Below are 20,084 nucleotides of genomic sequence, written 5' to 3' on the forward strand. Positions count from 1 at the left end.
ACTCAGGTGAGCATCGTGCTGGCCGTGCTGAGTCTGCTGGGCGTGACGATGGCAGGACTGCTGACCGGCTGGTCGGGCACGGAGGATCAGGCCTCCGAGCTCGAGCAGCGGCTGCGTTGCCCGACGTGCGCGAGCGTGTCCATCGCCGAGTCCCCCTCCGATACCGCGACGGCCATGCGCACGGTGGTGGCCGAGCAGGTCGCCGCCGGGCGAACCGACCAGCAGATCATCGACTACTTCCGCGCCCGCTACGGCGACTGGGTCCTGCTCGACCCACCCGCGAAAGGCCAGACGCTGCCGCTGTGGCTGCTGCCGTTCGCCGCGCTGGCGGTCGGTGCTGTGGTGCTGATTTTCCTCCGTGGCCGGCGGTCACCGGAACCGGGCGACGATGTACTAGACCCGGCCCAGCTTGAGCGCGTTGCCCGCGCGGTCGAGCAGGCGCGGGCCAAAGCCGACAGGGAGGAGGTGCCATGAGCGTCGAGCGGGAGCGGCTCGAGCAGGTGCGCGACCAGGCACTGGCCGACATCGTCGATCTCGAGCGGCAGGTTGCCGATGACGAGATCCCGAACCACGCCGCCGTGAGGCTGCGGCGACAGTACGAGGCGACCGCCGCGCGAGCCATGGAGGAGCTGGAAACGCAGCCGCCGGAGGAAACAACCACCACCGCGCAGCGTCCTCGCTCGTCGCGGCGCCGGAGAGGCCGGCTCGTTGCCTATGTGAGTGCCACGGCTGTAGCCGTTTTCGCGGCCCTAGTGCTGCTTCCGCAGTACGTGGCCGAGCGGCCCGAGGGTGGGTTCATCAGTGGCAACGAGGTCATCCAATCACCCGCAGGAGCGCCGAGCTCATCAGCGCAGCCACCGAGAGACCTGTCGACGGTGACCGAGGCCGAGATGGAGCAGGTGGTCGCCGCCAACCCGAACGTCCTCGGTATGCGCCTGGCCCTCGCCAGGCGCTACGTCGAGAAAGGCCAGTACGACAAGGCCTCCGAGCACTACGGCGTGGCCCTCACACAGGCCCCGGACGACCCGCAGGCCCGATCCTCTGCTGCGTGGCTGTTGCACAAGATGGGGAACACCGAAGCCGCTCTCCGGTTTCTCGACAAGACGCTGCTCGGCGCACCGGGCTCGCCGGACGCGCTGTGGTACAAGGCGAGGATCCTGCTCGACGGGCGCCGGAATCCGGCAGGCGCACTGGAGATACTCCAGGGTCTGGTCGAACGCGGCGACCTGGAACCCGAGCGCCTTGCGGAGGCCGACCAGCTGATGACGCGTGCCCGGGAGCAGACAGAACGATGACCATAAAGGACAATATGCGGGAGAGCCCCGGGCGATGGCGGGTAGTGCGCTGGATCGCCTTGGCGGCCGTGATCGTCGTGATCGGCATCGGTGCGGTGTTCGGCAGCCGGCTCGGCGAGGACCCGACCCTGGTCGACAGCCCCCTGATCGGCGAACCCGCACCGAGTGCGGCCCTGCCTTACCTGGAACGCGAGGGATTGCTCTCGCTCGCCGACCTCCACGGCCAGATTGTCGTCGTCAACTTCTGGGCATCGTGGTGCGTTCCGTGCCGGGAGGAACATCCCGCACTCGTCGCTGCCGCCAACAACTACAAGGATGCGGGCGTGGCCTTCGTGGGTGTCAATTTCCAGGACCAGCGCGGTGCGGCGGTCGCGTTCCTCGACGAGTTGGGCCGTGGAGACTCTCAAGTATACCACTATGTGACTGACCCCGATTCCAGGCTCACCCTCGACTTCGGTGTCTTCGGCGTCCCGGAGACGTTTTTCATCGATCGCACTGGTACGATCGTTGGTAAGATCTCTGGAGTATCCGACTATCGGCTGCTCTCCTCAGCCCTTGACCAGATGCTGTCCGGTCGCGCCCCGGAGTCACGCATCGAGGGCTCTGTCCAGCCCGCGCCGTCATAAGTTCCTTGCCATCTGGGTGGATGACCAGCCCTGTGCTTCTGTGCTGTTCGTCGCTTCGGCTTTCTGTCAGTGATAACACGACGATCATCGTGACATGGGCCGGTTCGGGTACTACTATCTCGTCTAGTAGTGCTGAGGCTTGTGTTGCTGTCACGTGACGGGCCGCTACTACGGGAGTGAGTGCTGGATCCTCCCCCCTCTCCAGCGCTCCTCCGTGCGTCGGGCGGGGCCCAACCCCTTGGGACCTGCCCGACGCCACCATCGGTGATGGTGCGAGCGTAATCCCGGGTCACGCAGGGGCCCATGCGAGATGATCGTTCGTAGCGACCTCCCCGAAAGCCGCCTATGCGCGGCGGTGATTAACCAGTACGGCCAACTCCAGTCGCGTGCCTCCAGGAGGTCCTTGCTGTGGTCGCGGATCCAGGCGCGGGGCTGAATGTGCTTGTTTTGCATGTGTTGGCGTAGCTCAGCGCTTTCGAGCCGAGGCCGGGGACGTCCGGTCCCGCCGGCCACGCTTGGCTCCATACCACTGTGACACCGGGATGTGGCTGCCGTCCCGTGCTGTGGGCCGCAGGTCCCTGGGTGGCTTCCGCCCGAGAGGGGAACGTAAAAGTCGACGGGCTGAACTGAACGGGACCTTGTACGGGCAGCGAGGCCGACATTCGTCGCGGAAGGCACCACGGTGAGCAGCATGCATTCCCACTCGAATGGTTCCAAGGGTCCAGCACTGTAGGCGGGGATGCTGAGGGGCTCGGAGCAAAACTTCGTCGCAGCGCGACTGGAACGGCAACCTGGGGTGAAGTCCGTGGGCGGTCTGGCTACTCACCGGCAACCCGTTCATCACCGCGATCCTGTTCGCCACCACAGTCGTGGCGATCACCTGCCCCGGACGCCTCGGATTGGCGACTCCGACGGCGATCATGGTCGGCTCCGGACTGGTGCCAAGCACGGTGTGCTGTTCAAGAACGCCATCGCCCTGGAGACTTCGGCCCGGATCCAGGTCGTCGTGATGGACAAGACGGGCACACTGACCAAAGCCGAACCCGAAAGTCATCGACGTGCTCACAAACGGAATCGACGGCAAGTTGCTGCGTTGGTCTCGGCGGTTGAACGGAACTCCGAGCACCCGCTGGCCGAAGCGATCGTCTGGCACGCCAAGGAACGCGGCGCGGATTCCGCATCCGCCGAGCGCTTCGAGAACGTGCCCGGTCATGGTGCTATGGCTACCGTGGCGGACAAACGCGCCGTGGTCGGAAACCGGCGGCTGATGGAACGTGAAGGCATCGACCTAGGACCGGTAGCCGCACGCCGTGACGAACTCGCCGACGGCGGACGAACCGCGGTGCTCGCCGCCGTGGATGGTAGCCGCCGGCGTCATCGGCATCGCCGACGCACCCCGCGAAACTCGGAGGCCACGATCGCCGAACTGCATGAACTTGACATCGAAGTGGGCATGCTCCGCCGTCAACGCACTCGCCCTCAAACGACTACGGCTTCCGGCAGCCGCATATTGATCGGGCGTATCACCGGAGTGCGGCATCAACTCTGGGCACGTGTGGTCCATCCTGCGCGGTCAGCTGGGCTTCAGTGCCCAGCCGACCGGTCCACCGTGCTGCGAATGACGACGCGATCGCCACCTGGCTTGCCGAACACTGGCCGGGATAAAAGAACGCCGCCACACGTGGCTATGTGTTTGCGGCGGGTGAGCCGGTGCTTCCACCCGGTACACCCGCCGCTCGCATCAGGTGCCGGTGTCCGACGTGGGTCGTTCGGACGCCTGGAATCCCGTTCTGGCATGTGAGCCGTCGCAGAACGGTTTTTTGTTCGACTTGCCGCAGCGGCAGAGCAGTCGAGTGCGGCCAGGCCCGAGATCGACGACGTTGTTGTCGTGGTCGACCACTCGGACCGGTCCCTTGACCTGGTACGGCCCGTTGTCCACAACCTTGATGACCACAACGGCTTCCGGTTGCTGATCCTCTGCCATGGTCAGCCGGCGACCTCGTAGCCAGCCTTGGTGATCGCCGTGCGGACGAGATCGGCGTCGACCGACGCGTCGCTGATGACGGTGACCTCGCCCGTGGCGATGTCGATGTCGACGTCATCGACGCCCTCCACGGATGTGACAGCGTTCGTCACCTTGCCCATGCAGCCGGAGCAGGTCATTCCCTTCACGACGTACACGTTGTTGCTCACTGTCTCGTCCTTTCCTTGATTGTTCTGCCGGAGTTACGGTACCCCCGTTGGGTATAATCCGGCAAGGTCGATTTTACCGCGAGTGCTGACCGGGGAGTTGCTTCTCGCTGGGGGTTGGCTTCAATCGGATCGGCGGCAGCGGCGTGGTGCGGTCATCTCCATCGAGGCCTTGAGGCTGCCGAGACGCCCGTTGCGGCGGGCGGTGGCGACCATGGTGGGGGCGAGGAGCCGACAGCAGATCCGCACCGCCACATCGACCGAGAGTCGCCAGCCACGGACCCGGGCAGCACGATGCGCTCGCCACAGCTCGCTCATGCCGTCACCGCCGTCTGTGCGATCTGCCGACTCAGAACCCGGGAGCCGCTGTGGCCAGTTGACGACCACAGCGCCGATCAGTGCGCCGTCGCCACCTTCGTATCGGACGCAGAAGCCACGCGATCCCGGCTCGGGCTGGGACTCCACCCCGTCCGGTTGTCCGACGACCTGTACCCGGTGCTCGTAGACGTCGGTCCAGAACACGGGCGGCGCCTCACGTGGTGGCTGCTGCCCGGTCAACGTCGCCGCGGCGCGTTGCGCACTGGTGGATACTGCTACCCAGTGTTCGTGACGGACCGCGCGGCCGCCCTCGACCACCGCGCCCGCCGCGGTGATAGCTCTGCCCGCGGTATCGGTGAGTACGCCGTCGGTGATGTCGACACCACTGCCGTCCAACCACTCCGTGTTCGGCACGGCTTCCAGTCCGGTCACGACAGCATCGGCGTCGATGACGGAGTTGTCCGCGAGTATCAGGTGGTATTCCGTGTCCGAGTGCTGGAGCGACCGGACCGCTTGGCCGAAGTGGGTGCGAATACCGCGGCCCCGGTGTTGTTCCCACAGCCAGCGTGCCGGGCCGGATCCGAGTGCCCGTGCGAGCGGGGCCGGATCCGCGTCCACGATGGTGACCACCGATCCCAGGGCGTGTGCCGCGACGGCGATCTCTGAGCTGATGAAGCCTGCTCCAACGATCACGAGATGTCCCCGATTCTCTCGGAGGGTCGTGCGCAGGGCTTTCGCGTCGCCGGCCGTCCGCAGTGTCAGCCCGGCTTCCGAGCCGGGCAGCGTCCTGGCTCGGGCACCAGTGGCCAGTACCGCCGTGTCGAACGCGATGGTGGACCCGTCATCGAGCTCGACACGGCGATGCTCGAGGTCCAGACCGGACGCGGTGACGCCAAGCTGCCAGCGCAGCCCGGCTGTGGTTTCGAGGGGAACGCACTCCCAGTCGGAGCTGGACAGCGTGGCCTTGGACAGAGGTGGGCGGGCGTACGGCAATTGTTTCTCCGCGCTGACGCCGACCAGTTCACCGGAGAATCCGTTGCGACGAAGCGCTTCGGCCGTTCGAAGCCCGGCAACGCCTCCACCGACAATGACCACGCGTTGCGTCGGCAGCCTCACGCCTGGCCCTCCGACAGAACCCGGATGGCCTGGACAGGGCAGTCCGGGATGGCCTGTATGACGTTGTCCCGCTCGCTGTCGGCGGGCTCGGCAACATACCGGGTGAAACCTTGGTCATCCATCTGGAAGACCTCTGGGGCTGTCAGTGCGCACAGGCCGTGTCCCCCGCAGCGGTCGTAGTCGATCGTGATCGGCATCCTTTGCACCTTCTCTTGATTGCGGTACGGGGGTAGGGTATAAGTTAGTTGCACACCGCCTCCAGGGCTGACCCGGTGGTACCCCCGAGGGGTAATATGGCCTGGTCGTTACGACGCAGAGGAGGAGTGGGATGCGGGGATACACCGGAGACAAGGACGCGTACCTCAAGCGGCTGCGCCGGATCGAGGGGCAGATTCGAGGGTTGCAGAGGATGGTCGAGGACGATCAGTACTGCATCGACATCCTCACCCAGATCTCCGCGGCCACGAAGGCGTTGCAGGCCGTGTCCCTCGGGCTGATGGATGAGCACCTGCGGCATTGCGTGGCCGAGGCGATCAGCCAGGGCGGCGACACGGCGGAGGAGAAGGTGCGCGAGGCCAGCGACGCCATCGCCCGCCTCGTGCGCTCCTGACAACCACAGTTTGACCGAAGAAGGAGGAGAAGAGATGGCTCAGCAGACGTACACGGTGACCGGCATGACCTGCCAGCACTGCGTGCTCTCGGTGACCGAGGAAGTCAACGAGATCAACGGAGTGACCGACGTGGCGGTCGACCTGCCCACCGGCAAGGTCACCGTCACCAGCGAGCGCGACCTGGGCGTGGACGAGGTGCGCGCCGCTGTGGAAGAAGCCGGATACAGCCTGACCGCCTGAGCGGGCGGCCCTTTCACCTGAGGATCGAAATGAACACTGCAGGGAAGCTCTCCGCCTACGGTGTGGCGCTCGCCCTGGTCGCCGGTGGCGGCTGGGTGATCGGCAACGCTGTCGGTCCCTTCGCCGGTTCGGCCGGCGCGCACGGCGACGAGGACGCCGCGCACGGGGACGCCCACAGCGGCACCGTCGCGGAGACCGCGCACCCCGACCAGCCTGGCGGGCTGGCGTCGTCCAGGGGCGGCTACACCCTCACGCCCACCAGCACGACGCTGACCCCCGGGGACAACGAGGAGTTCTCCTTCCGGATCGTCGGACCGGACGGTGAGCCAGTGACCCGCTTTGAGGTGGAACACGAGAAGCGGATGCACCTGATCGTCGTGCGGCGGGACACCGCCGCGTTTCAGCACGTCCACCCGGAAATGGAGACCGACGGTACGTGGAACGTGCCGCTCAATGTCGACCAGCCGGGAAGCTACCGCGCCTTTGCCGACTTCGTCCCAACCGGCGGCGAGGCCACCACGCTCGGTGTCGACCTGGCCGTGCCGGGCGAATTCCAGCCCGCCACTTACGCACCATCGCGGGTCGCGACGGTCGACGGCTACGAGGTCCGGCTGGGCGGCGACCTTGAACCGGGTCGGACCTCCACGGTGACACTCACGGTCACCAAGGACGGTGAGCAGGTCACTGACCTGCAGCCCTACCTCGGCGCCTACGGCCACCTTGTGGCTCTACGGGGCGGTGACCTCGCCTATCTCCACGTCCACCCGGACGGTGAACCGGGCGACGGCGACACGAAATCCGGACCGACCACCACCTTCCACGCCGCAGTGCCCTCCGCAGGTACCTACCGGCTGTTCTTCGACTTCCAGCACGAAGGAAAGGTCCGCACCGCGGAGTTCGCCCTGCGAGCCGACATGGCCGGCCGGGCAACTGGTTCGGCTCCCACATCCGCCACTGACGACGGCCACGGCGGCCACGGCTGATCCGGACGGGAAGGAGTAGCACAATGACATCCGAGGTGAAAGACCCACAGCCGACCCCTGGCCGGGAGATCGAGCTGGCGATTGGTGGCATGACGTGCGCGGCGTGCGCGAACCGGGTCGAACGCAAGCTCAACAAGCTCGACGGGGTCACCGCCACGGTGAACTACGCCACGGAAAAGGCCAAGGTCGTCTACGCCGATGGCGTGGAGCCGGACCAGCTCGTGGCTCAAGTGGAGGCCGCCGGTTACTCGGCGGCTCTGCCGCAGCCGGAGGCGTCGGGGGAACCGGCGGCCGCGACGGACAGCGACGATGATCCGACGCGGTCGCTGCGGGATCGCCTGATCGGTGCTGCCGTGTTGTCGGTGCCGGTGATCGTGCTGGCGATGGTTCCGGCGTTGCAGTTCACCTATTGGCAGTGGATTTCGCTGACGTTGGCCGCGCCGGTGGTGACGTGGGCGGCGTGGCCGTTCCATCGGGCCGCGTGGACGAACCTCAAGCATGGCGCGGCGACGATGGACACGCTGGTCTCGATGGGCACCCTGGCGGCTTTCGCCTGGTCTGTGTATGCGTTGTTGTTCGGCAGCGCGGGTGTGCCGGGGATGACGCATCCGTTCGAACTGACCATCGAGCGGATGAGCGGCGACGGCAACATCTATCTCGAGGTCGCGGCCGGGGTGACCACGTTCATCCTCGCCGGGCGCTACTTCGAGGCCCGGTCCAAGCGACGGGCCGGTGCCGCCCTGCGGGCGCTGCTGGAACTGGGCGCGAAGGACGTCGTGGTGCTGCGAGGCGGGAAGGAAGTCCGGATTCCCGTCGAGCAACTGGCGGTGGGTGACCACTTCGTGGTCCGGCCGGGTGAGAAGGTCGCCACCGACGGCGTGGTGTCCGAGGGTAGTTCCGCTGTCGACGAGAGCATGCTCACCGGCGAGTCGGTGCCCGTCGAGGTCGGCCCGGGCGACAAGGTCGTCGGCGCGACGGTCAACTCGGGTGGCCGGTTGGTGGTGCGGGCCACGCGGGTGGGTTCGGATACCCAGTTGGCGCAGATGGCCAAGCTGGTGGAGGACGCGCAGACGGGCAAGGCGGCCGTGCAGCGACTGGCGGACCGGATCTCGGGCGTGTTCGTGCCGATCGTGATCGCGCTGGCCGTGGGAACGCTCGCGTTCTGGCTCGGTACCGGTGGCTCGGTGTCGGCGGCGTTCACGGCCGCGGTCGCGGTGTTGATCATCGCGTGCCCGTGCGCGCTGGGGCTGGCCACGCCGACCGCGTTGCTGGTGGGTACCGGGCGGGGTGCGCAGCTCGGCATCCTGATCAAGGGGCCGGAGGTGCTGGAGTCCACCCGCCGCGTGGACACGGTGGTGCTGGACAAGACCGGCACCGTCACCACCGGCAAGATGGCGCTGATCGACGTCCACGTGGCCGACGGGGTGGACCCCGACGAGCTGTTGCGGTTGGCGGGGGCGCTGGAGAACGCCTCCGAGCACCCGATCGCCCAGGCCATCGCCAAGGGCGCGGCCGAGCAGGTCGGGCAGTTGCCTGCCGCCACGGACTTCACCAACCTCGAGGGCTTGGGTGTGCAGGGCGTCGTCGACGGGCACGCGGTTCTGGTCGGTCGCCCCGCGTTGCTGGCCGACTGGAGCCAGCACCTCACACCTGAGCTGGTCGAGGCCAAGGCCGCCGCGGAGGCGCAGGGCAAGACCGCCGTCGCCGTCGGTTGGGATGGCCAGGCACGCGGGGTGCTGGTGGTGGCCGACACCGTGAAACCGACCTCTGCCGAGGCGATCACGCAACTGCGTGGGCTCGGGCTGACGCCGGTGTTGTTGACTGGTGACAACGAGGCGGTCGCCAAGACGGTCGCGGCCGAGGTCGGCATCGACGAGGTGATCGCCGAGGTGTTGCCGAAGGACAAGGTCGACGTGGTGAAGCGGCTGCAGTCCCAAGGCCGGATCGTGGCGATGGTTGGCGACGGCGTGAACGACGCGGCGGCGCTGGCGCAGGCGGACCTGGGCCTGGCGATGGGTACGGGCACCGACGTCGCGATCGAGGCGAGTGACCTCACCCTGGTGCGCGGTGACCTGCGGGTGGCGGCGGACGCGATCCGCCTGTCGCGCCGCACGCTGGCCACGATCAAGGGCAACCTGTTCTGGGCGTTCGCCTACAACGTGGCGGCATTGCCGCTGGCGGCGGCGGGCCTGCTCAACCCGATGATCGCGGGTGCGGCGATGGCGTTCAGCTCGGTGTTCGTGGTGAGCAACAGCCTGCGCCTGAAGAGCTTCCGCAGCGGCATCACGGACACCCCACCGTCGGTGAAGTCGGAGGACAAGCCAGTGAAGGAGCCGGTCGCAGCTTGACCGGCGCTAGAGCTGGCACAACCTGCACAGCCGACGGTGACCGCCACAGTCATGCGGTCACCGTCGGCTGTCGCGCGTCCCATGGTGTGCAGCTAGTCAATCCCGGTCCCTCCACCGGTTCGGGCTGGATTCTGAGCCAGGTGAGACCGCGTTACCAGACAGCAGCAGCGCAGCACCCTCGATGACGATGCTGCGCTGGTTAGCTCGCTTCCGTCAGGAGTCCCATCAGGTCAGCGGATGGGCAGCTGATCTCGTCCAGGGCGGCGAAGGAGGGCTTGTTGGGTGGATCTTCGGGGTGTCGCCAGCAATGAGAGTGTGACTGCCGAATCTGGGCCGATGCCAGGAACCTGCAACGGTGCTCGCCTTCCTCGCAGGCACGATGGGCAAGCACATGAAGTCCCTGAAGAAGATGATCTTTGGCGAGACTTCTTCTCCAGGGACTTCACATCCACCTTCAGGACAGGCTTTACCCAACCCTCGATAACCTCAACGGCCTCGACTGATCTTGCTGAGATCGCCCTTTTGTTTGCTCAGCCAGCGATGCGGCGCGCGCCGATCAGGTGTCCGTCACCCTTCATCGACCGCACGTCGACCAGTTGGCCTTCGGTGGGCGCGTCCACCATCTTGCCCTGGCCGACGTACATACCGACGTGATGGATCTTGCTGGGGTCACCGGTTCCGTCGTCGTAGAAAAGGAGGTCGCCAGGAAGTAGGGAGTCGAGTGACACGGGCCTGCCTGCCGTCCATTGCTGTCGGCTCGTCCGAGGAATGTTGATTCCAGCTTGATTATAGGCCCACGAGGTCAGTCCGGAGCAGTCGAACTCGCTCGGTCCTGTTGCCCCCCACTCGTACTGAGAACCGCGGCGGGACAACGCGGCTTGCAGTGCATCGTTGGCGGCACCCGGTGGGCCGAGATAGCTACCGTTGTCCTGGACGGTTTGGAGCTCAGTTCGCTCGGCCGGGCTCAGTTCGTTCAGAGCTGTTCGAACCGCTTCGATTTCCTCGTCAAGGTCGGCCTTGCGTTGCTGAAGTTTTTGGACCGTGCGTTCCGCGGCCGCTGTTGATTCCCGTGCCTGCTTCTCCGCTTCGGCTGCTTCTTTCCGGGCAGCGTCGGCTTTCGCTCGTACGTCGTTCAGGGCATCGAGGGTTTCAGTGTTCTTGGTTGCGATGTATTCGAGTGCTGACGCTTTTTGTAGAAGCTCTTTGCTCGAATCGCTGACCAGTACGGCTGACCATGTGGTGACGGGGCCGTTACGGAAACTCGCGGAGATGAGAGTGTCTGCTTTGCCTTGGGAGGCCTCTTCCGAACGCTGCGCTTTTTCGAGTTCTCGGTTTGCCTTATTGAGCGCAGTTTTGGCCTGTTTCTCCTTCTCGCGCATTCGTGCGAGTTCTTGTTCGGCTTCTGCCAGGTCCTCTTCGGTGCCTGCGGCCTTCGCGCCAAGTTCCTGATAGCGCTCCATGGCGTCTGACGTGTCGTCTTGCGGCTGCGCAGCGGCAGGCGCTGCAGGTAGCATGAGTGTCGCCGCAATGGCAGCGATGGCCGCCTTGCGAGGAGTGAAGCGGCGTGAGTGCGCTGTCACGATTGTTGGGTCTCCCTTTGGGTGTTGACAGAGAACCGCCCCGTTCGGTCCGCAATCACATTAAGGGATCTTGGCGATCTTGTCTACTATCTGTCTTAGTAGTCGGTCAAACCGGGCAGTAGTGACAAGTTGCTGAGAGGGGAGCGGCATGTCGAGGGACGCTTTGGCGCGGCTGATAGATAGTGGCCTTGTGGGAGCTTGCTGAATCAGGCCCGTCCGTGCCCTGTCCGACCTGCGGTAGTGAGATGCCCGTTCAGGTTGCCGATCGAGCACGGCCTTTATCCATTGGGCAGCGCAGGCATGGCGCCCAGCCTCGAGCTATCGTCCACGTCATCGGGCTTCAGAGGTTCGATAACCGCATTCCCGCCCAATAATCAGATCGGTGTGGTGAACCCTGCGATGGGGCCACGAAGCCAGGCCACCATTTCACCCCACAGTCCCGTCACCAACAGCAAGCCCACAATCAACAGCATCACGCCGCCAACGATCTGGACCGCTCGTGTGTGGCGACGTAACCAGCCTGCTGTGCGGAGTGCCCATTGCGCACCGATTGCGAGCAGGATGAAGGGCAAGCCAAGTCCCAGGCAGTATGCAAGTACTAACAGGATCCCTCTGGCCGTGGTGGAGCCCACTTGTGTCCCGCTGGCCAGAGCGATGACGCCAGTTAGCGTCGGGCCGAGGCAGGGTGTCCAGCCGAGGCCGTAGACAGCACCCATGAGGGGCGCGCTCGCGATACCGCCTCGTGGTACGTGGTGCAGTTGCACACTGCGCTGCAGGATCGGCACCATCCCCAGGAAGACCAGACCCATGGCGATCGTGATCACGCCGCCGATGCGTTGCAGCAGCGCCTCATTGCCCAGTAGGAAATCGGCCGCGCCCAGTACCGCTACCACAGCGGCGAGGAAAACAGCGGTGAAGCCGAGCACGAACAGCAACGCAGCTCCAGCGACCCGCCATCGCCCCTTCCAGGCACGGGAATCGTCCGCATCAACGGGTGGAGCATCGGCGCCTGTCAGACTCGCCAGGTAGGCCAAGTAGCCTGGCACCAAAGGGATAGCGCATGGCGAGGCGAAGGAGACGACCCCTGCGGCTACCGCGAGCAGGGTGGCGAGCACGATCGGGCCCGAAATGACAAAGTCGGTAAGGTTGTTCACCTGGGTTCCACAACGCTGTCTCGTATGGTGCCGAATTTACTAACCGCCGTAGTAGCGTAGTTGATGGACGGCGGTGGGAGTGAGGCCCCTGCCCGGTAACCAGGTCTTCGTGCAGACGATGAACAAACAGCACCTGGGTGTGATCACCATGGCTGGGACAGAGTCGGAGAAGGACAGCAACGTCGAGGCGAAGGCACTGGTCCAGCTAATCGTCGATGCTCAGGAAGCGGAGATCTGCAAGATACAGACCTGTGCTTCCGCACCGAACTGAGGAGAGCGGCGGGGGAGCGGTCTGTAGCTACTCGTCCACAGCCCTGGCCTTGACAGGCGATATCGCTCGTAAAGGGGGGTCTGGGTGAGTTCGAAGCCAACAGTGATGAATGTCCAGAACCCGCGCCTCCAGGGCCAGCATGGAAAGTCGTCTCGTGTGGTGTGGCTGGGCTGGCAGCGGCGACGTTGCCGTTCCTCGCCGGGACCGGTTTGCTACTGGGGATCGCGATCGTGAGCTGCCTGCTGGTCGGTTGAGTCAACCGTAGGATGCAATCCAGCCAGCACTACCTCCACGAGCCTGCGGGCCGCGGCCTCGGACAGTAGGCCGCTGGCCGCTGCCAGTGCATGGAGGCAATAGCGTGCGAGCTCCTCCAGAGGCACATCGTCGCGGACATCGCCGGCCTCGGAAGCTTCGGCCAGAAGGCCTTGGATCATGTCGAGCACCTGTTGCTCGGCCTGGGAGACGTGCTCGTCCCGGTGCACGAATGTCGCGAGCTCGGCGCCATGGCGGTGGTGCCTTTGGTGCTGTCCGCGCCGTTGATGAATGAGGGCGTAGGCCTCCAGCACTGCTTCCAGGCGCTCTCCGGCCTCCCTCGCTCGGTCCCGGACTTCGGCGAGATGGTGGAGGTGGTGGCCGACCTGGCGTTCGTGCCACGCGCGCACAATCGACTCGACATCGGGAAAGTACTTATACAGCGTCGCGCGCCCGATTCCGGTCTGCTCAGCGATCTGCGACATCGTCACGGACAGCAGCCCGTACTCAGCAGCCAACGCCGCGGTGGTGTCCAGGATCGCCTCGCGTACCCCGCGACGATGGGCCTCGATCGTCTCGCTCCACAACTTCGGCACGCCAGCAGTATACGAGGTGTTGACATGGAGACAGTTTGATTTGTTGTAGACAGACTGTCTCGATAAACTGGCGGCTATGGACAAGCTCCGTAAAAACAGCGGTGACCGCACCAGCGGCGATAACCAGCCGGTCGCCGGCCCTCCGCGCTGGGTGAAGGTGTTCGGGCTCATCGCTCTGCTCGTGGTCGTGCTCCTGGCCGTTCTGCTGATCTTCGGCGGTGAGCACGGCCCAAGCCGTCACTTCTCACTCGGCGACCCTGCCGACCATGCGGTGAGCGAGACCGTCCTCGGATGAACATGAGGCCCGGCGTGCGGAAACTCGCCCTCACGGTGCATATCGCAACCACGGTGGGCTGGCTCGGCGCGGTCGTCGCTTTCCTGGGTCTCGCCATCGTCGGCTTGACCAGTGGGGACGCGCAAACGGTTCGTGGTGCCTATCTGGTGATGGAGCCGATCACCTGGTTCGTCCTGGTCCCGCTGGCCCTTGCGTCACTGCTGACCGGACTTGTCTCGGCCCTGGGCACACCATGGGGTGTGTTCCGCCACTATTGGGTGCTGTTCAAACTCGTGCTGAACGTCCTCGCGACGGTCCTCTTGCTGGTCTACACGCAGTCTGTGGGTTACTTCGCTGACGTCGCAGCCGACCCCACCGCCGATCTCGACGTTGTGCGGAACCCGTCGCCTGCCCTGCATGCGATCCTCGCTCTAGCGCTCCTGGTCGTGGCTCTGGTGCTGGCGGTGTACAAGCCGCGTGGGATGACCTCGTACGGACAACGCAGGCAAACCGAGCAACGCCGGGGACAACACGAGCACGTACACAATTCATAGCTGTAGGGCACTCCAGGACGCAGCGATGGCCGCATCCACGCGGGACGAATACGGGAAGAGGTGGAGTGTTCCCGCTGTCGAATCAGCAGGAACACTTGTGGTCGACAACGGGCGGGGCCAGGACAAACGGCCGAGAGCACGGCGAGCAGGTGATGGTTTCGTGCGGGTCAACTCCTGGAGACAGTGATGAGATTGAGACTCACTTGGTGAGCCGGTCGAACACGAAGGAGCCTTCTCGCCGGTAAGGCTCCCCGAGCGCCAGGCCGTTGTGGCTGGCGAGTCGTTGGCCAGGGCGAGTGTGAGGAAAATCTGGCGCGCGCCGACCACGCACAGCAAGAGAACGAGATGCCGTGGGCGCATCGATCCTCCGTCCCGCCACGGTGCGTGCTCAAGCTGTTACCAGCGGCATACTAGGCAATCTAGTAGTAGCTGTGAAGATTGATAGGGAAGGGTCCGCTGTTGCTGGTGCTGCCCCGTACCCGGGTCTTGTCCGGACCCAGATGCGAGGCAGCAATGTGGCCCCGCTCGTGGCTACTGAACGTAGGACAGCACCGTCATCATCGAAGATTCGCCGTGGTACGCGTTGTGACAGTGGGTCAGCCACTGGCCCGGGTTGTTGGCGTCGAAGTCCACCTCCAGCGCTTCTCCGGGAAGCACGATCGCGGTGTCCTTGCGGGGCCCTCGGCCGTTCCGCCCCAGGATCTGAAAGGTGTGGCCGTGGATATGCATGGGGTGGAACATGCTCGACTTGTTCTCGAATCGAACCCGCACCCGCTGGCCGTCCCGGATGGGCAATCCGTCATCGGGGTTGTACGGCTTGCCGTTGATAGTCCAGTCGTACTTGGCGCCCGGTCCGTCGAGTACCAATGTGTGCGAGACATCCGGTGCCCGGTCAGCCAGAGTCACCTCTTCCGTGGCTTTGAGATCGTTGATGGCAAGTACGGGTAGTTGTTCGAGCTGCTTGGCGGCGGAGTCGCTTGCCGCCGGATTGCTTTCCCGCCCACTTCGGATGATCACCTGTGCGTAGGAGTCACGCCCCTCCGCCAGCGCCAGCACCGGGACCGTGTCATCCGGAACTGTGATGACGGCATCGACCCGCTCACCCATGCCCAGGAGCACCGTATCCGCCTCACGGGGTTGCACAGGGAAGCCGTCCGTATGCGTAACCCGCATCGGCACGCCCGGGACCCCGACCCGGAAAGCGGTGTCCGCGGCGGCGTTGACCAGCCGCAGCCGGATTCGTTGCCCGGGCTTCGCGGTGACGGAGCGTGGTGCGGAGGCGATACGCCCGTTGGCGAGGATGTGCGGGTAAATGACGTCGCCGGCATCGCCACCGAGCAGCGTTGACTGCGGCATCCCCCCGTGGTCCATGCCCGGCATCCCCCCGTGATCCATGCCACCCATGTTCATCCCGTTTTTTATGAGGTCGGCCAGCACGGTGTCCGGGATGCGTCCGGTGCCGTCCAGCCAGTCGTCGAGGACGACGACGAGCTCAGTGTCATAATCGGCACCGTCCGCCGGGTCTTCCACGATGATAGGTGCGTACAACCCACGGTCCAGCTGCACACCAACGTGGGAATGGAACCAGTGGGTACCAGCGTCGGGAACCGTGAACTCGTAGGTGAAGTTGGCGCCTGCCGGTACCTCCGGCTGGGTCAGACCCGGGACCCCGTCCATGTCGTTGCGCAGGGCGAGTCCGTGCCAGTGGATGGTCGTCGGTTGGGGGAGGTTGTTGGTCAGGTGAGCCCGAAGGACGTCGCCGCGCTGGATCCGGACTTCCTTCCCCGGTAGCTCACCGCCGTAGGTCCACGTTGTGACCTGGACACCGCCGAGATCCACCTCGCCCACGGTGGCATCGAGGCGAACGGAAGTGGTGCGAGCCCCAGCTTTCCGGCGATCGCGCTCGGCGGCCGCCACTAGTGGCGAGTTCGGCGCGACGCGAACCGGTGAACTCGGTGCCGCAGCGTTGGAAGTACATGCGGCAAGGCCTGCGACAGCCGCGCTGGTACTGAGGATGAGAAAGCTGCGGCGGCTCAGGTGCGACACGGTGTGCGGGCGGCCGGGTCGAGCAGGTGTCATGACTCCCTCAGAAGTGGTGATCAGGCCTACCTCACTCCAGGCGGGGGCCGAGCATGGCAAGGCGTTCGGAGAACTGTCGTTATCTACTAGACACAATAGTAGATCGTCTGACTCTCGAAGTACGAGGTGACTTACGCCTCGCGTTTCCCATTCTGCAAGGAAGTGTGACCGGCCGTGACCCTCGAAGCTTATGGAACCAACGATGGTGAGGGTCTGGAACGTGATGATTGCGTACCGACGTGGCTCCAGATGGGTTGACGGGTTCCTTGCGTGTGCGCTCCTGGCCGCGGCGGGCGGTCCGCGCTCACGAGCCGTGATTCGTCAACTGATGAAGCTCGATCTTGGCCGGGTTGCGCCCTCCGCGTTAGCGGCTCAGCTGACCGGGGGGCAACTGATCAGCGCGATGCCCGCGAGAAGTCCGGCTCCTGCGAGGAACGGCAGCACGCCGGCAGCCAGTCCCGCCATCGCACAGGAGACCAAGCGACGAGTTCCGGTTGGAGAAGTAGCGCCTACTTGTAGTCGAGCGATGCGCGTGTCCACCGCACACCGGGCCATCGCGAGCGACGTGCTGGGAGCGTCGTGACCGGACACGTCCCGCAGGGCGGATCGGACCGCTGCTGTTCCGCAGCGACGTACGGCAACGGCGTCAGCAGAGAGTTCGACCAACTCGCGCAAAGCGCGCGGCGCATCCCGGAAGAGAGGGAGGAAAGGAATAGCTACACGGAGTGCTTCGGCCCCGGCGATCAGCAGGTGGTGACGGCCCGCGAGGTGGGCACGTTCGTGCGCGAAGACAGCTTCCACAGCTTTCTGGTCCAAATGGCGAACAAGTCCTTCGGTGGCGACGACAACGCCGGGACGCCCCGCCATGCTGAACGCGAGTGGTCGGTCGTGGGCGAGCCACAGCGTGTCCGGTGAGTTCGGGTCCGCGCGTGCAACCAGACGAAGGACCGACAGGTGTGCTTCACGGGCGCGGGCTCGTCGCCGGAGCCCGCGGACGAACACAACGGCAAGCCGGACCACGAACGCGATGAGCAGGGCGAGCCCGAGCAGGCCTGCTAGTTTCTCGGTCTCGGGTGGTGTGCCGTGCTGGATGGCGGCCCAGCATTCGTGGACGGCCGTCAGTACCGCCGTGCCGGGGCCGTGGCTGGGAAGTAGCAGAAAGACCACGCCCACGGCGGCGCTGACAAGGACCCCGATCATCGACAGCAGCCAGACCACGACCAGCAGTACCGGGTCGTGCCGCCGCAGGTCAGTGCGGTGCAGGAGTCCTGGAACGAGCCAGCCTGCGGCGAGCGCGCCTACCAGCAGCGTGAGGGCTGCTGTCATCGCCTGCGGATCCGCTTCTTGCGCAGGGCGCTCCGTAGTAGGTCGGTCTCCTCGTCGGAGACCGAGGCGATGAAGTGCATCAGGACGGCTTCCCGGTCAGCCGAAGCGCCGAGCACATCGCGCAGAGCCTGTACGGCGGCCTCCTCGCGGCTGAACGCCGGTTCGTAGTAGTAAGCCTTGCCGTGCAGTTCCCGATCAACCCACTTCTTGCGATACAGGTTGTCCAGCACCGTCATAACGGTGGTGTAGGCAAGTTTTTTGCCGGTGTCCAGCTGCTCCAGCACCTCTCGGACCTTGATCGGTTCCTCGGCTTGCCAGAGCACGTCCATCACGGCGGCCTCGAGGTCACCCAGCCCGCGCATCACGTCTCCTCATGGCTGGACATCCTACGTCAGGTGTCGGCTTGCGCATGTGTTTGCTGTCGGATTCATGTACCAAAGATGATACCTACTATCTCGGATAGTGATAAAGTCCTGCTTCCGCTTCGAGGTGCGGGGGTTCTGCTTGTTGAGATTCGTCGATTTTCGCAACCAGGCCAGCCTGGAGCCGTACCTGGCACCCCGCTCCAGCACTCTCCCGGTCGAGCCAGCGAAGAAGCTGCAGCCAGAAGGAATAGGCTGCAAGTTCGCGCAGGCTGTCGCAGAGTTCCTGATCACCTCGGATCGTGTTGCTCTTTGTAGTGTACGAGCTGTGCGTGACGAGCTGAAGCTCGGCGCGATTGCGACGCTAGGCCCAGCGCATAACCGGAAGAGCGGTGGTCGCAGGATTGGCAGGTGCGAATCCAGCCGGTCAGCGGAAGGCTTTCGCTCGGACCTACATCCCGCCTTTCGGACAGACTACGGGTACACCATTCAGGAAAGGATCCATCCCGCGACCCTGGAGATCGGACCCGGTCACTACTCAAGTCCTGCGATGCGGTCGTCAGCGGGGGTGAGAGAGCTTCTTCGTCTACCGAGTCCTGCCGCTGGAGGGCGAGTTGGCAAGCTGGACGTGCGGCAGGAGACGCAAAGCCCGCCGTACGCAAGTGAACCGCTGGCGGATGCGTACGGCGCCACCTTCGACTGGGTGATCGTGATGCGGACCGTTGCGATGCGGTGGCGCCAATCCCGTACCGGGCGGCGAATGTCCTGACACCGGAATCGAGGGCTTCCCCGCTGACGCTGACGACTTGCCATCCGAAGCTCTCGGCACGCCTGCGGATGATCATCCACGCGGTCCTGACGGATCGGTACGAGAACGCTCCCGGGGCTGGATGCGTGAACCTGCCCCAGAAGAGGAACTGACACGAGTCTGGGTGCAGGGGAACACAGCGTCGCTTGCCTGGTTTTGTTATCCCTCTCGCTCTAGATGGCGCCGCACAACCTCCTCGACCTCATCCGGGCTGCGGAACACGAGCGGGTTGGTGATCCTGGTGACCGACCCGTCTGGTCGTACGAGGTAGTTCAGCGGGAGAACCGGCGGCGCGCGGAAGGCGTCCTGTACGGCACGCTTTCCGTCGTGTACCGAGGGGTAGCGTACGCCCACGTCGACCAGGAAGGCGAGGCCGTCCGACGGCGCCTCCTGGACATTGACACCGAGAACCGGAATGGCGCCGGGTCGCTCGGAGTACTCGTCCAGTACGGGCATCTCTTCTCGGCAAGGTGGACACCAGGATGCCCAGACATTCACCAGGGTTGCCTTGCCGGCAAGCGTCGCGCCGAGGTCCACCGCGCCAGGAGTACCCAAGCACGCGGCGGTGACTCCGACCAGCGGCCCCGCGGGTGCGGGGGCATCGGGGGCGGGGCTCGGGCAGGGCCTCGTCTTCGCGCGCTGCCGCAGTTCGGTGAGTTTGGCGTCGCTCTCCTTACGAGGCACCGACCGTACGGTGTCCGACGCTATGCCGGTGTCGGCGGCGTCGCCGTCGCCGGTCCTCGGCCACAGGGCGACGATACCGGCTATGGCCAGGATCATGACGACAATGGTCCACCGCCCGGCGCTGGTCAACACGCACCTCCTGAAATACTAACCTGGGTAGTATATCCAGAGGGCAAATCGGTGGCCATCCGAGTCGTGCGTAGATGGCGAGCATTCGGCTCATGAGTACTGTTCAGCCGCCCGTCATCATGACGAGCCCGTCGCGACGGAGAGGGCCTCCGACGGTCTCGGTCGCGACGGGCGTGGCGGTGAAGCCAGCCGAGGCGGACTTTGCCTCGGGACAGCCTGGTGGTGAGGGGCAGGAAGGGCAGGCTGATCGTGGCGAGTCCCATGACGGTGATCAGCGCGCTGCCGGCC

At 65.1% G+C, this 20,084-nt stretch carries 23 protein-coding genes; 12 read left to right on the forward strand and 11 right to left on the reverse strand.

Translation table 11 applies throughout. The annotated features are described in order from the left end of the window. Window positions 1–6: 6 nt before the first annotated feature. The 4 genes from SACAZDRAFT_RS02385 to SACAZDRAFT_RS22245 all read left to right on the forward strand — a co-directional run bounded on the left by SACAZDRAFT_RS02385 (window position 7) and on the right by SACAZDRAFT_RS22245 (window position 3,722). The gene (locus SACAZDRAFT_RS02385; protein ID WP_198283894.1) at window positions 7–474 is read left to right on the forward strand and encodes a cytochrome c-type biogenesis protein; all 468 of its coding nucleotides are present in this window, start codon (window positions 7–9) and stop codon (window positions 472–474) included. After that, the gene (locus SACAZDRAFT_RS02390) at window positions 471–1,295 is read left to right on the forward strand and encodes a tetratricopeptide repeat protein (RefSeq protein ID WP_005438288.1); all 825 of its coding nucleotides are present in this window, start codon (window positions 471–473) and stop codon (window positions 1,293–1,295) included. The genes SACAZDRAFT_RS02385 and SACAZDRAFT_RS02390 overlap by 4 nt, the downstream gene beginning before the upstream one ends. Beyond that, window positions 1,292–1,921 carry a TlpA family protein disulfide reductase gene (locus SACAZDRAFT_RS02395; protein WP_005438290.1) on the forward strand — a complete coding sequence of 210 codons (630 nt, stop codon included), beginning with the start codon at window positions 1,292–1,294 and terminating at the stop codon, window positions 1,919–1,921. Before SACAZDRAFT_RS02390 ends, SACAZDRAFT_RS02395 begins: the two co-directional genes overlap by 4 nt. 952 nt (window positions 1,922–2,873) lie before the next feature. Continuing rightward, entirely contained in the window at window positions 2,874–3,722 is an 849-nt protein-coding gene (locus tag SACAZDRAFT_RS22245; protein WP_157606916.1) for an HAD family hydrolase, read from the forward strand. Here the strand turns inward: SACAZDRAFT_RS22245 and SACAZDRAFT_RS02405 are convergent. The 4 genes from SACAZDRAFT_RS02405 to SACAZDRAFT_RS02420 all read right to left on the reverse strand — a co-directional run bounded on the left by SACAZDRAFT_RS02405 (window position 3,663) and on the right by SACAZDRAFT_RS02420 (window position 5,742). Beyond that, a complete protein-coding gene (locus SACAZDRAFT_RS02405) occupies window positions 3,663–3,905 on the reverse strand; it encodes a CDGSH iron-sulfur domain-containing protein (RefSeq protein ID WP_005438292.1) in 243 nt (80 codons plus the stop codon). The genes SACAZDRAFT_RS22245 and SACAZDRAFT_RS02405 overlap by 60 nt on opposite strands. Before the next feature lie 2 nt (window positions 3,906–3,907). Further along, window positions 3,908–4,114 carry a heavy-metal-associated domain-containing protein gene (locus SACAZDRAFT_RS02410; protein WP_005438294.1) on the reverse strand — a complete coding sequence of 69 codons (207 nt, stop codon included), beginning with the start codon at window positions 4,112–4,114 and terminating at the stop codon, window positions 3,908–3,910. 120 nt (window positions 4,115–4,234) lie between these two features. After that, a complete protein-coding gene (locus SACAZDRAFT_RS02415; protein ID WP_005438296.1) occupies window positions 4,235–5,545 on the reverse strand; it encodes an NAD(P)/FAD-dependent oxidoreductase in 1,311 nt (436 codons plus the stop codon). Beyond that, on the reverse strand, window positions 5,542–5,742 hold the full coding sequence (locus SACAZDRAFT_RS02420) for a ferredoxin (RefSeq protein WP_040919100.1): 201 nt from the start codon (window positions 5,740–5,742) through the stop codon (window positions 5,542–5,544). The genes SACAZDRAFT_RS02415 and SACAZDRAFT_RS02420 overlap by 4 nt, the downstream gene beginning before the upstream one ends. 131 nt (window positions 5,743–5,873) lie before the next feature. Here SACAZDRAFT_RS02420 and SACAZDRAFT_RS02425 point away from each other — a divergent pair, with 131 nt between their 5' ends. The 4 genes from SACAZDRAFT_RS02425 to SACAZDRAFT_RS02440 are packed head-to-tail and all read left to right on the forward strand — an operon-like array spanning window position 5,874 to window position 9,727. Then, a complete protein-coding gene (locus SACAZDRAFT_RS02425; protein ID WP_005438300.1) occupies window positions 5,874–6,155 on the forward strand; it encodes a metal-sensitive transcriptional regulator in 282 nt (93 codons plus the stop codon). A gap of 34 nt (window positions 6,156–6,189) precedes the next feature. Beyond that, entirely contained in the window at window positions 6,190–6,396 is a 207-nt protein-coding gene (locus SACAZDRAFT_RS02430) for a heavy-metal-associated domain-containing protein (RefSeq protein WP_005438308.1), read from the forward strand. A 29-nt stretch (window positions 6,397–6,425) separates the two neighbouring features. Further along, window positions 6,426–7,379 (forward strand): hypothetical protein, encoded by a 954-nt coding sequence (locus SACAZDRAFT_RS02435; RefSeq protein ID WP_005438312.1) that lies wholly within the window; start codon window positions 6,426–6,428, stop codon window positions 7,377–7,379. A gap of 23 nt (window positions 7,380–7,402) precedes the next feature. Next, window positions 7,403–9,727, forward strand: a complete 2,325-nt coding sequence (locus SACAZDRAFT_RS02440) for a heavy metal translocating P-type ATPase (RefSeq protein ID WP_005438313.1) — start codon at window positions 7,403–7,405, stop codon at window positions 9,725–9,727. A gap of 530 nt (window positions 9,728–10,257) precedes the next feature. Here the strand turns inward: SACAZDRAFT_RS02440 and SACAZDRAFT_RS02445 are convergent. Continuing rightward, window positions 10,258–11,241, reverse strand: coding sequence for a C40 family peptidase (locus SACAZDRAFT_RS02445; protein ID WP_408638059.1), 984 nt, complete (start codon window positions 11,239–11,241; stop codon window positions 10,258–10,260). Between SACAZDRAFT_RS02445 and SACAZDRAFT_RS24120 the strand changes: the two genes are divergently transcribed. Beyond that, window positions 11,240–11,335, forward strand: a complete 96-nt coding sequence (locus tag SACAZDRAFT_RS24120; protein WP_157606918.1) for a hypothetical protein — start codon at window positions 11,240–11,242, stop codon at window positions 11,333–11,335. The two genes, SACAZDRAFT_RS02445 and SACAZDRAFT_RS24120, sit on opposite strands and share 2 nt — an antisense overlap. Before the next feature lie 346 nt (window positions 11,336–11,681). Here the strand turns inward: SACAZDRAFT_RS24120 and SACAZDRAFT_RS02450 are convergent, their stop codons facing one another. Further along, entirely contained in the window at window positions 11,682–12,461 is a 780-nt protein-coding gene (locus SACAZDRAFT_RS02450; RefSeq protein ID WP_005438315.1) for a cytochrome c biogenesis CcdA family protein, read from the reverse strand. 118 nt (window positions 12,462–12,579) lie between these two features. Here SACAZDRAFT_RS02450 and SACAZDRAFT_RS02455 point away from each other — a divergent pair, with 118 nt between their 5' ends. Beyond that, entirely contained in the window at window positions 12,580–12,732 is a 153-nt protein-coding gene (locus tag SACAZDRAFT_RS02455) for a DUF305 domain-containing protein (protein ID WP_232284167.1), read from the forward strand. A 212-nt stretch (window positions 12,733–12,944) separates the two neighbouring features. Here the strand turns inward: SACAZDRAFT_RS02455 and SACAZDRAFT_RS02460 are convergent, their stop codons facing one another. Beyond that, complete coding sequence (locus SACAZDRAFT_RS02460) at window positions 12,945–13,580, reverse strand: TetR/AcrR family transcriptional regulator (RefSeq protein WP_005438318.1); 636 nt, start codon at window positions 13,578–13,580, stop codon at window positions 12,945–12,947. Between the two features lie 76 nt (window positions 13,581–13,656). Between SACAZDRAFT_RS02460 and SACAZDRAFT_RS02465 the strand changes: the two genes are divergently transcribed. Beyond that, a complete protein-coding gene (locus SACAZDRAFT_RS02465; protein ID WP_005438320.1) occupies window positions 13,657–13,875 on the forward strand; it encodes a hypothetical protein in 219 nt (72 codons plus the stop codon). Further along, window positions 13,872–14,408 (forward strand): DUF2269 domain-containing protein, encoded by a 537-nt coding sequence (locus SACAZDRAFT_RS02470; protein ID WP_232283966.1) that lies wholly within the window; start codon window positions 13,872–13,874, stop codon window positions 14,406–14,408. Before SACAZDRAFT_RS02465 ends, SACAZDRAFT_RS02470 begins: the two co-directional genes overlap by 4 nt. Window positions 14,409–14,939: 531 nt before the next feature. Here SACAZDRAFT_RS02470 and SACAZDRAFT_RS02475 read toward each other — a convergent pair. The 4 genes from SACAZDRAFT_RS02475 to SACAZDRAFT_RS02490 form a co-directional block, all read right to left on the reverse strand. Next, on the reverse strand, window positions 14,940–16,256 hold the full coding sequence (locus SACAZDRAFT_RS02475; RefSeq protein WP_232286343.1) for a multicopper oxidase family protein: 1,317 nt from the start codon (window positions 16,254–16,256) through the stop codon (window positions 14,940–14,942). Between the two features lie 603 nt (window positions 16,257–16,859). Then, window positions 16,860–17,813 (reverse strand): M56 family metallopeptidase, encoded by a 954-nt coding sequence (locus SACAZDRAFT_RS22250; RefSeq protein WP_005465525.1) that lies wholly within the window; start codon window positions 17,811–17,813, stop codon window positions 16,860–16,862. Then, window positions 17,810–18,175 carry a BlaI/MecI/CopY family transcriptional regulator gene (locus tag SACAZDRAFT_RS02485; RefSeq protein WP_005438330.1) on the reverse strand — a complete coding sequence of 122 codons (366 nt, stop codon included), beginning with the start codon at window positions 18,173–18,175 and terminating at the stop codon, window positions 17,810–17,812. Before SACAZDRAFT_RS02485 ends, SACAZDRAFT_RS22250 begins: the two co-directional genes overlap by 4 nt. Window positions 18,176–19,142: 967 nt before the next feature. After that, the gene (locus SACAZDRAFT_RS02490) at window positions 19,143–19,763 is read right to left on the reverse strand and encodes a TlpA family protein disulfide reductase (protein WP_232286344.1); all 621 of its coding nucleotides are present in this window, start codon (window positions 19,761–19,763) and stop codon (window positions 19,143–19,145) included. Window positions 19,764–20,084 lie beyond the last annotated feature (321 nt).

Source organism: Saccharomonospora azurea NA-128 (assembly GCF_000231055.2).
Classification (GTDB): Bacteria; Actinomycetota; Actinomycetes; order Mycobacteriales; family Pseudonocardiaceae; genus Saccharomonospora; species Saccharomonospora azurea.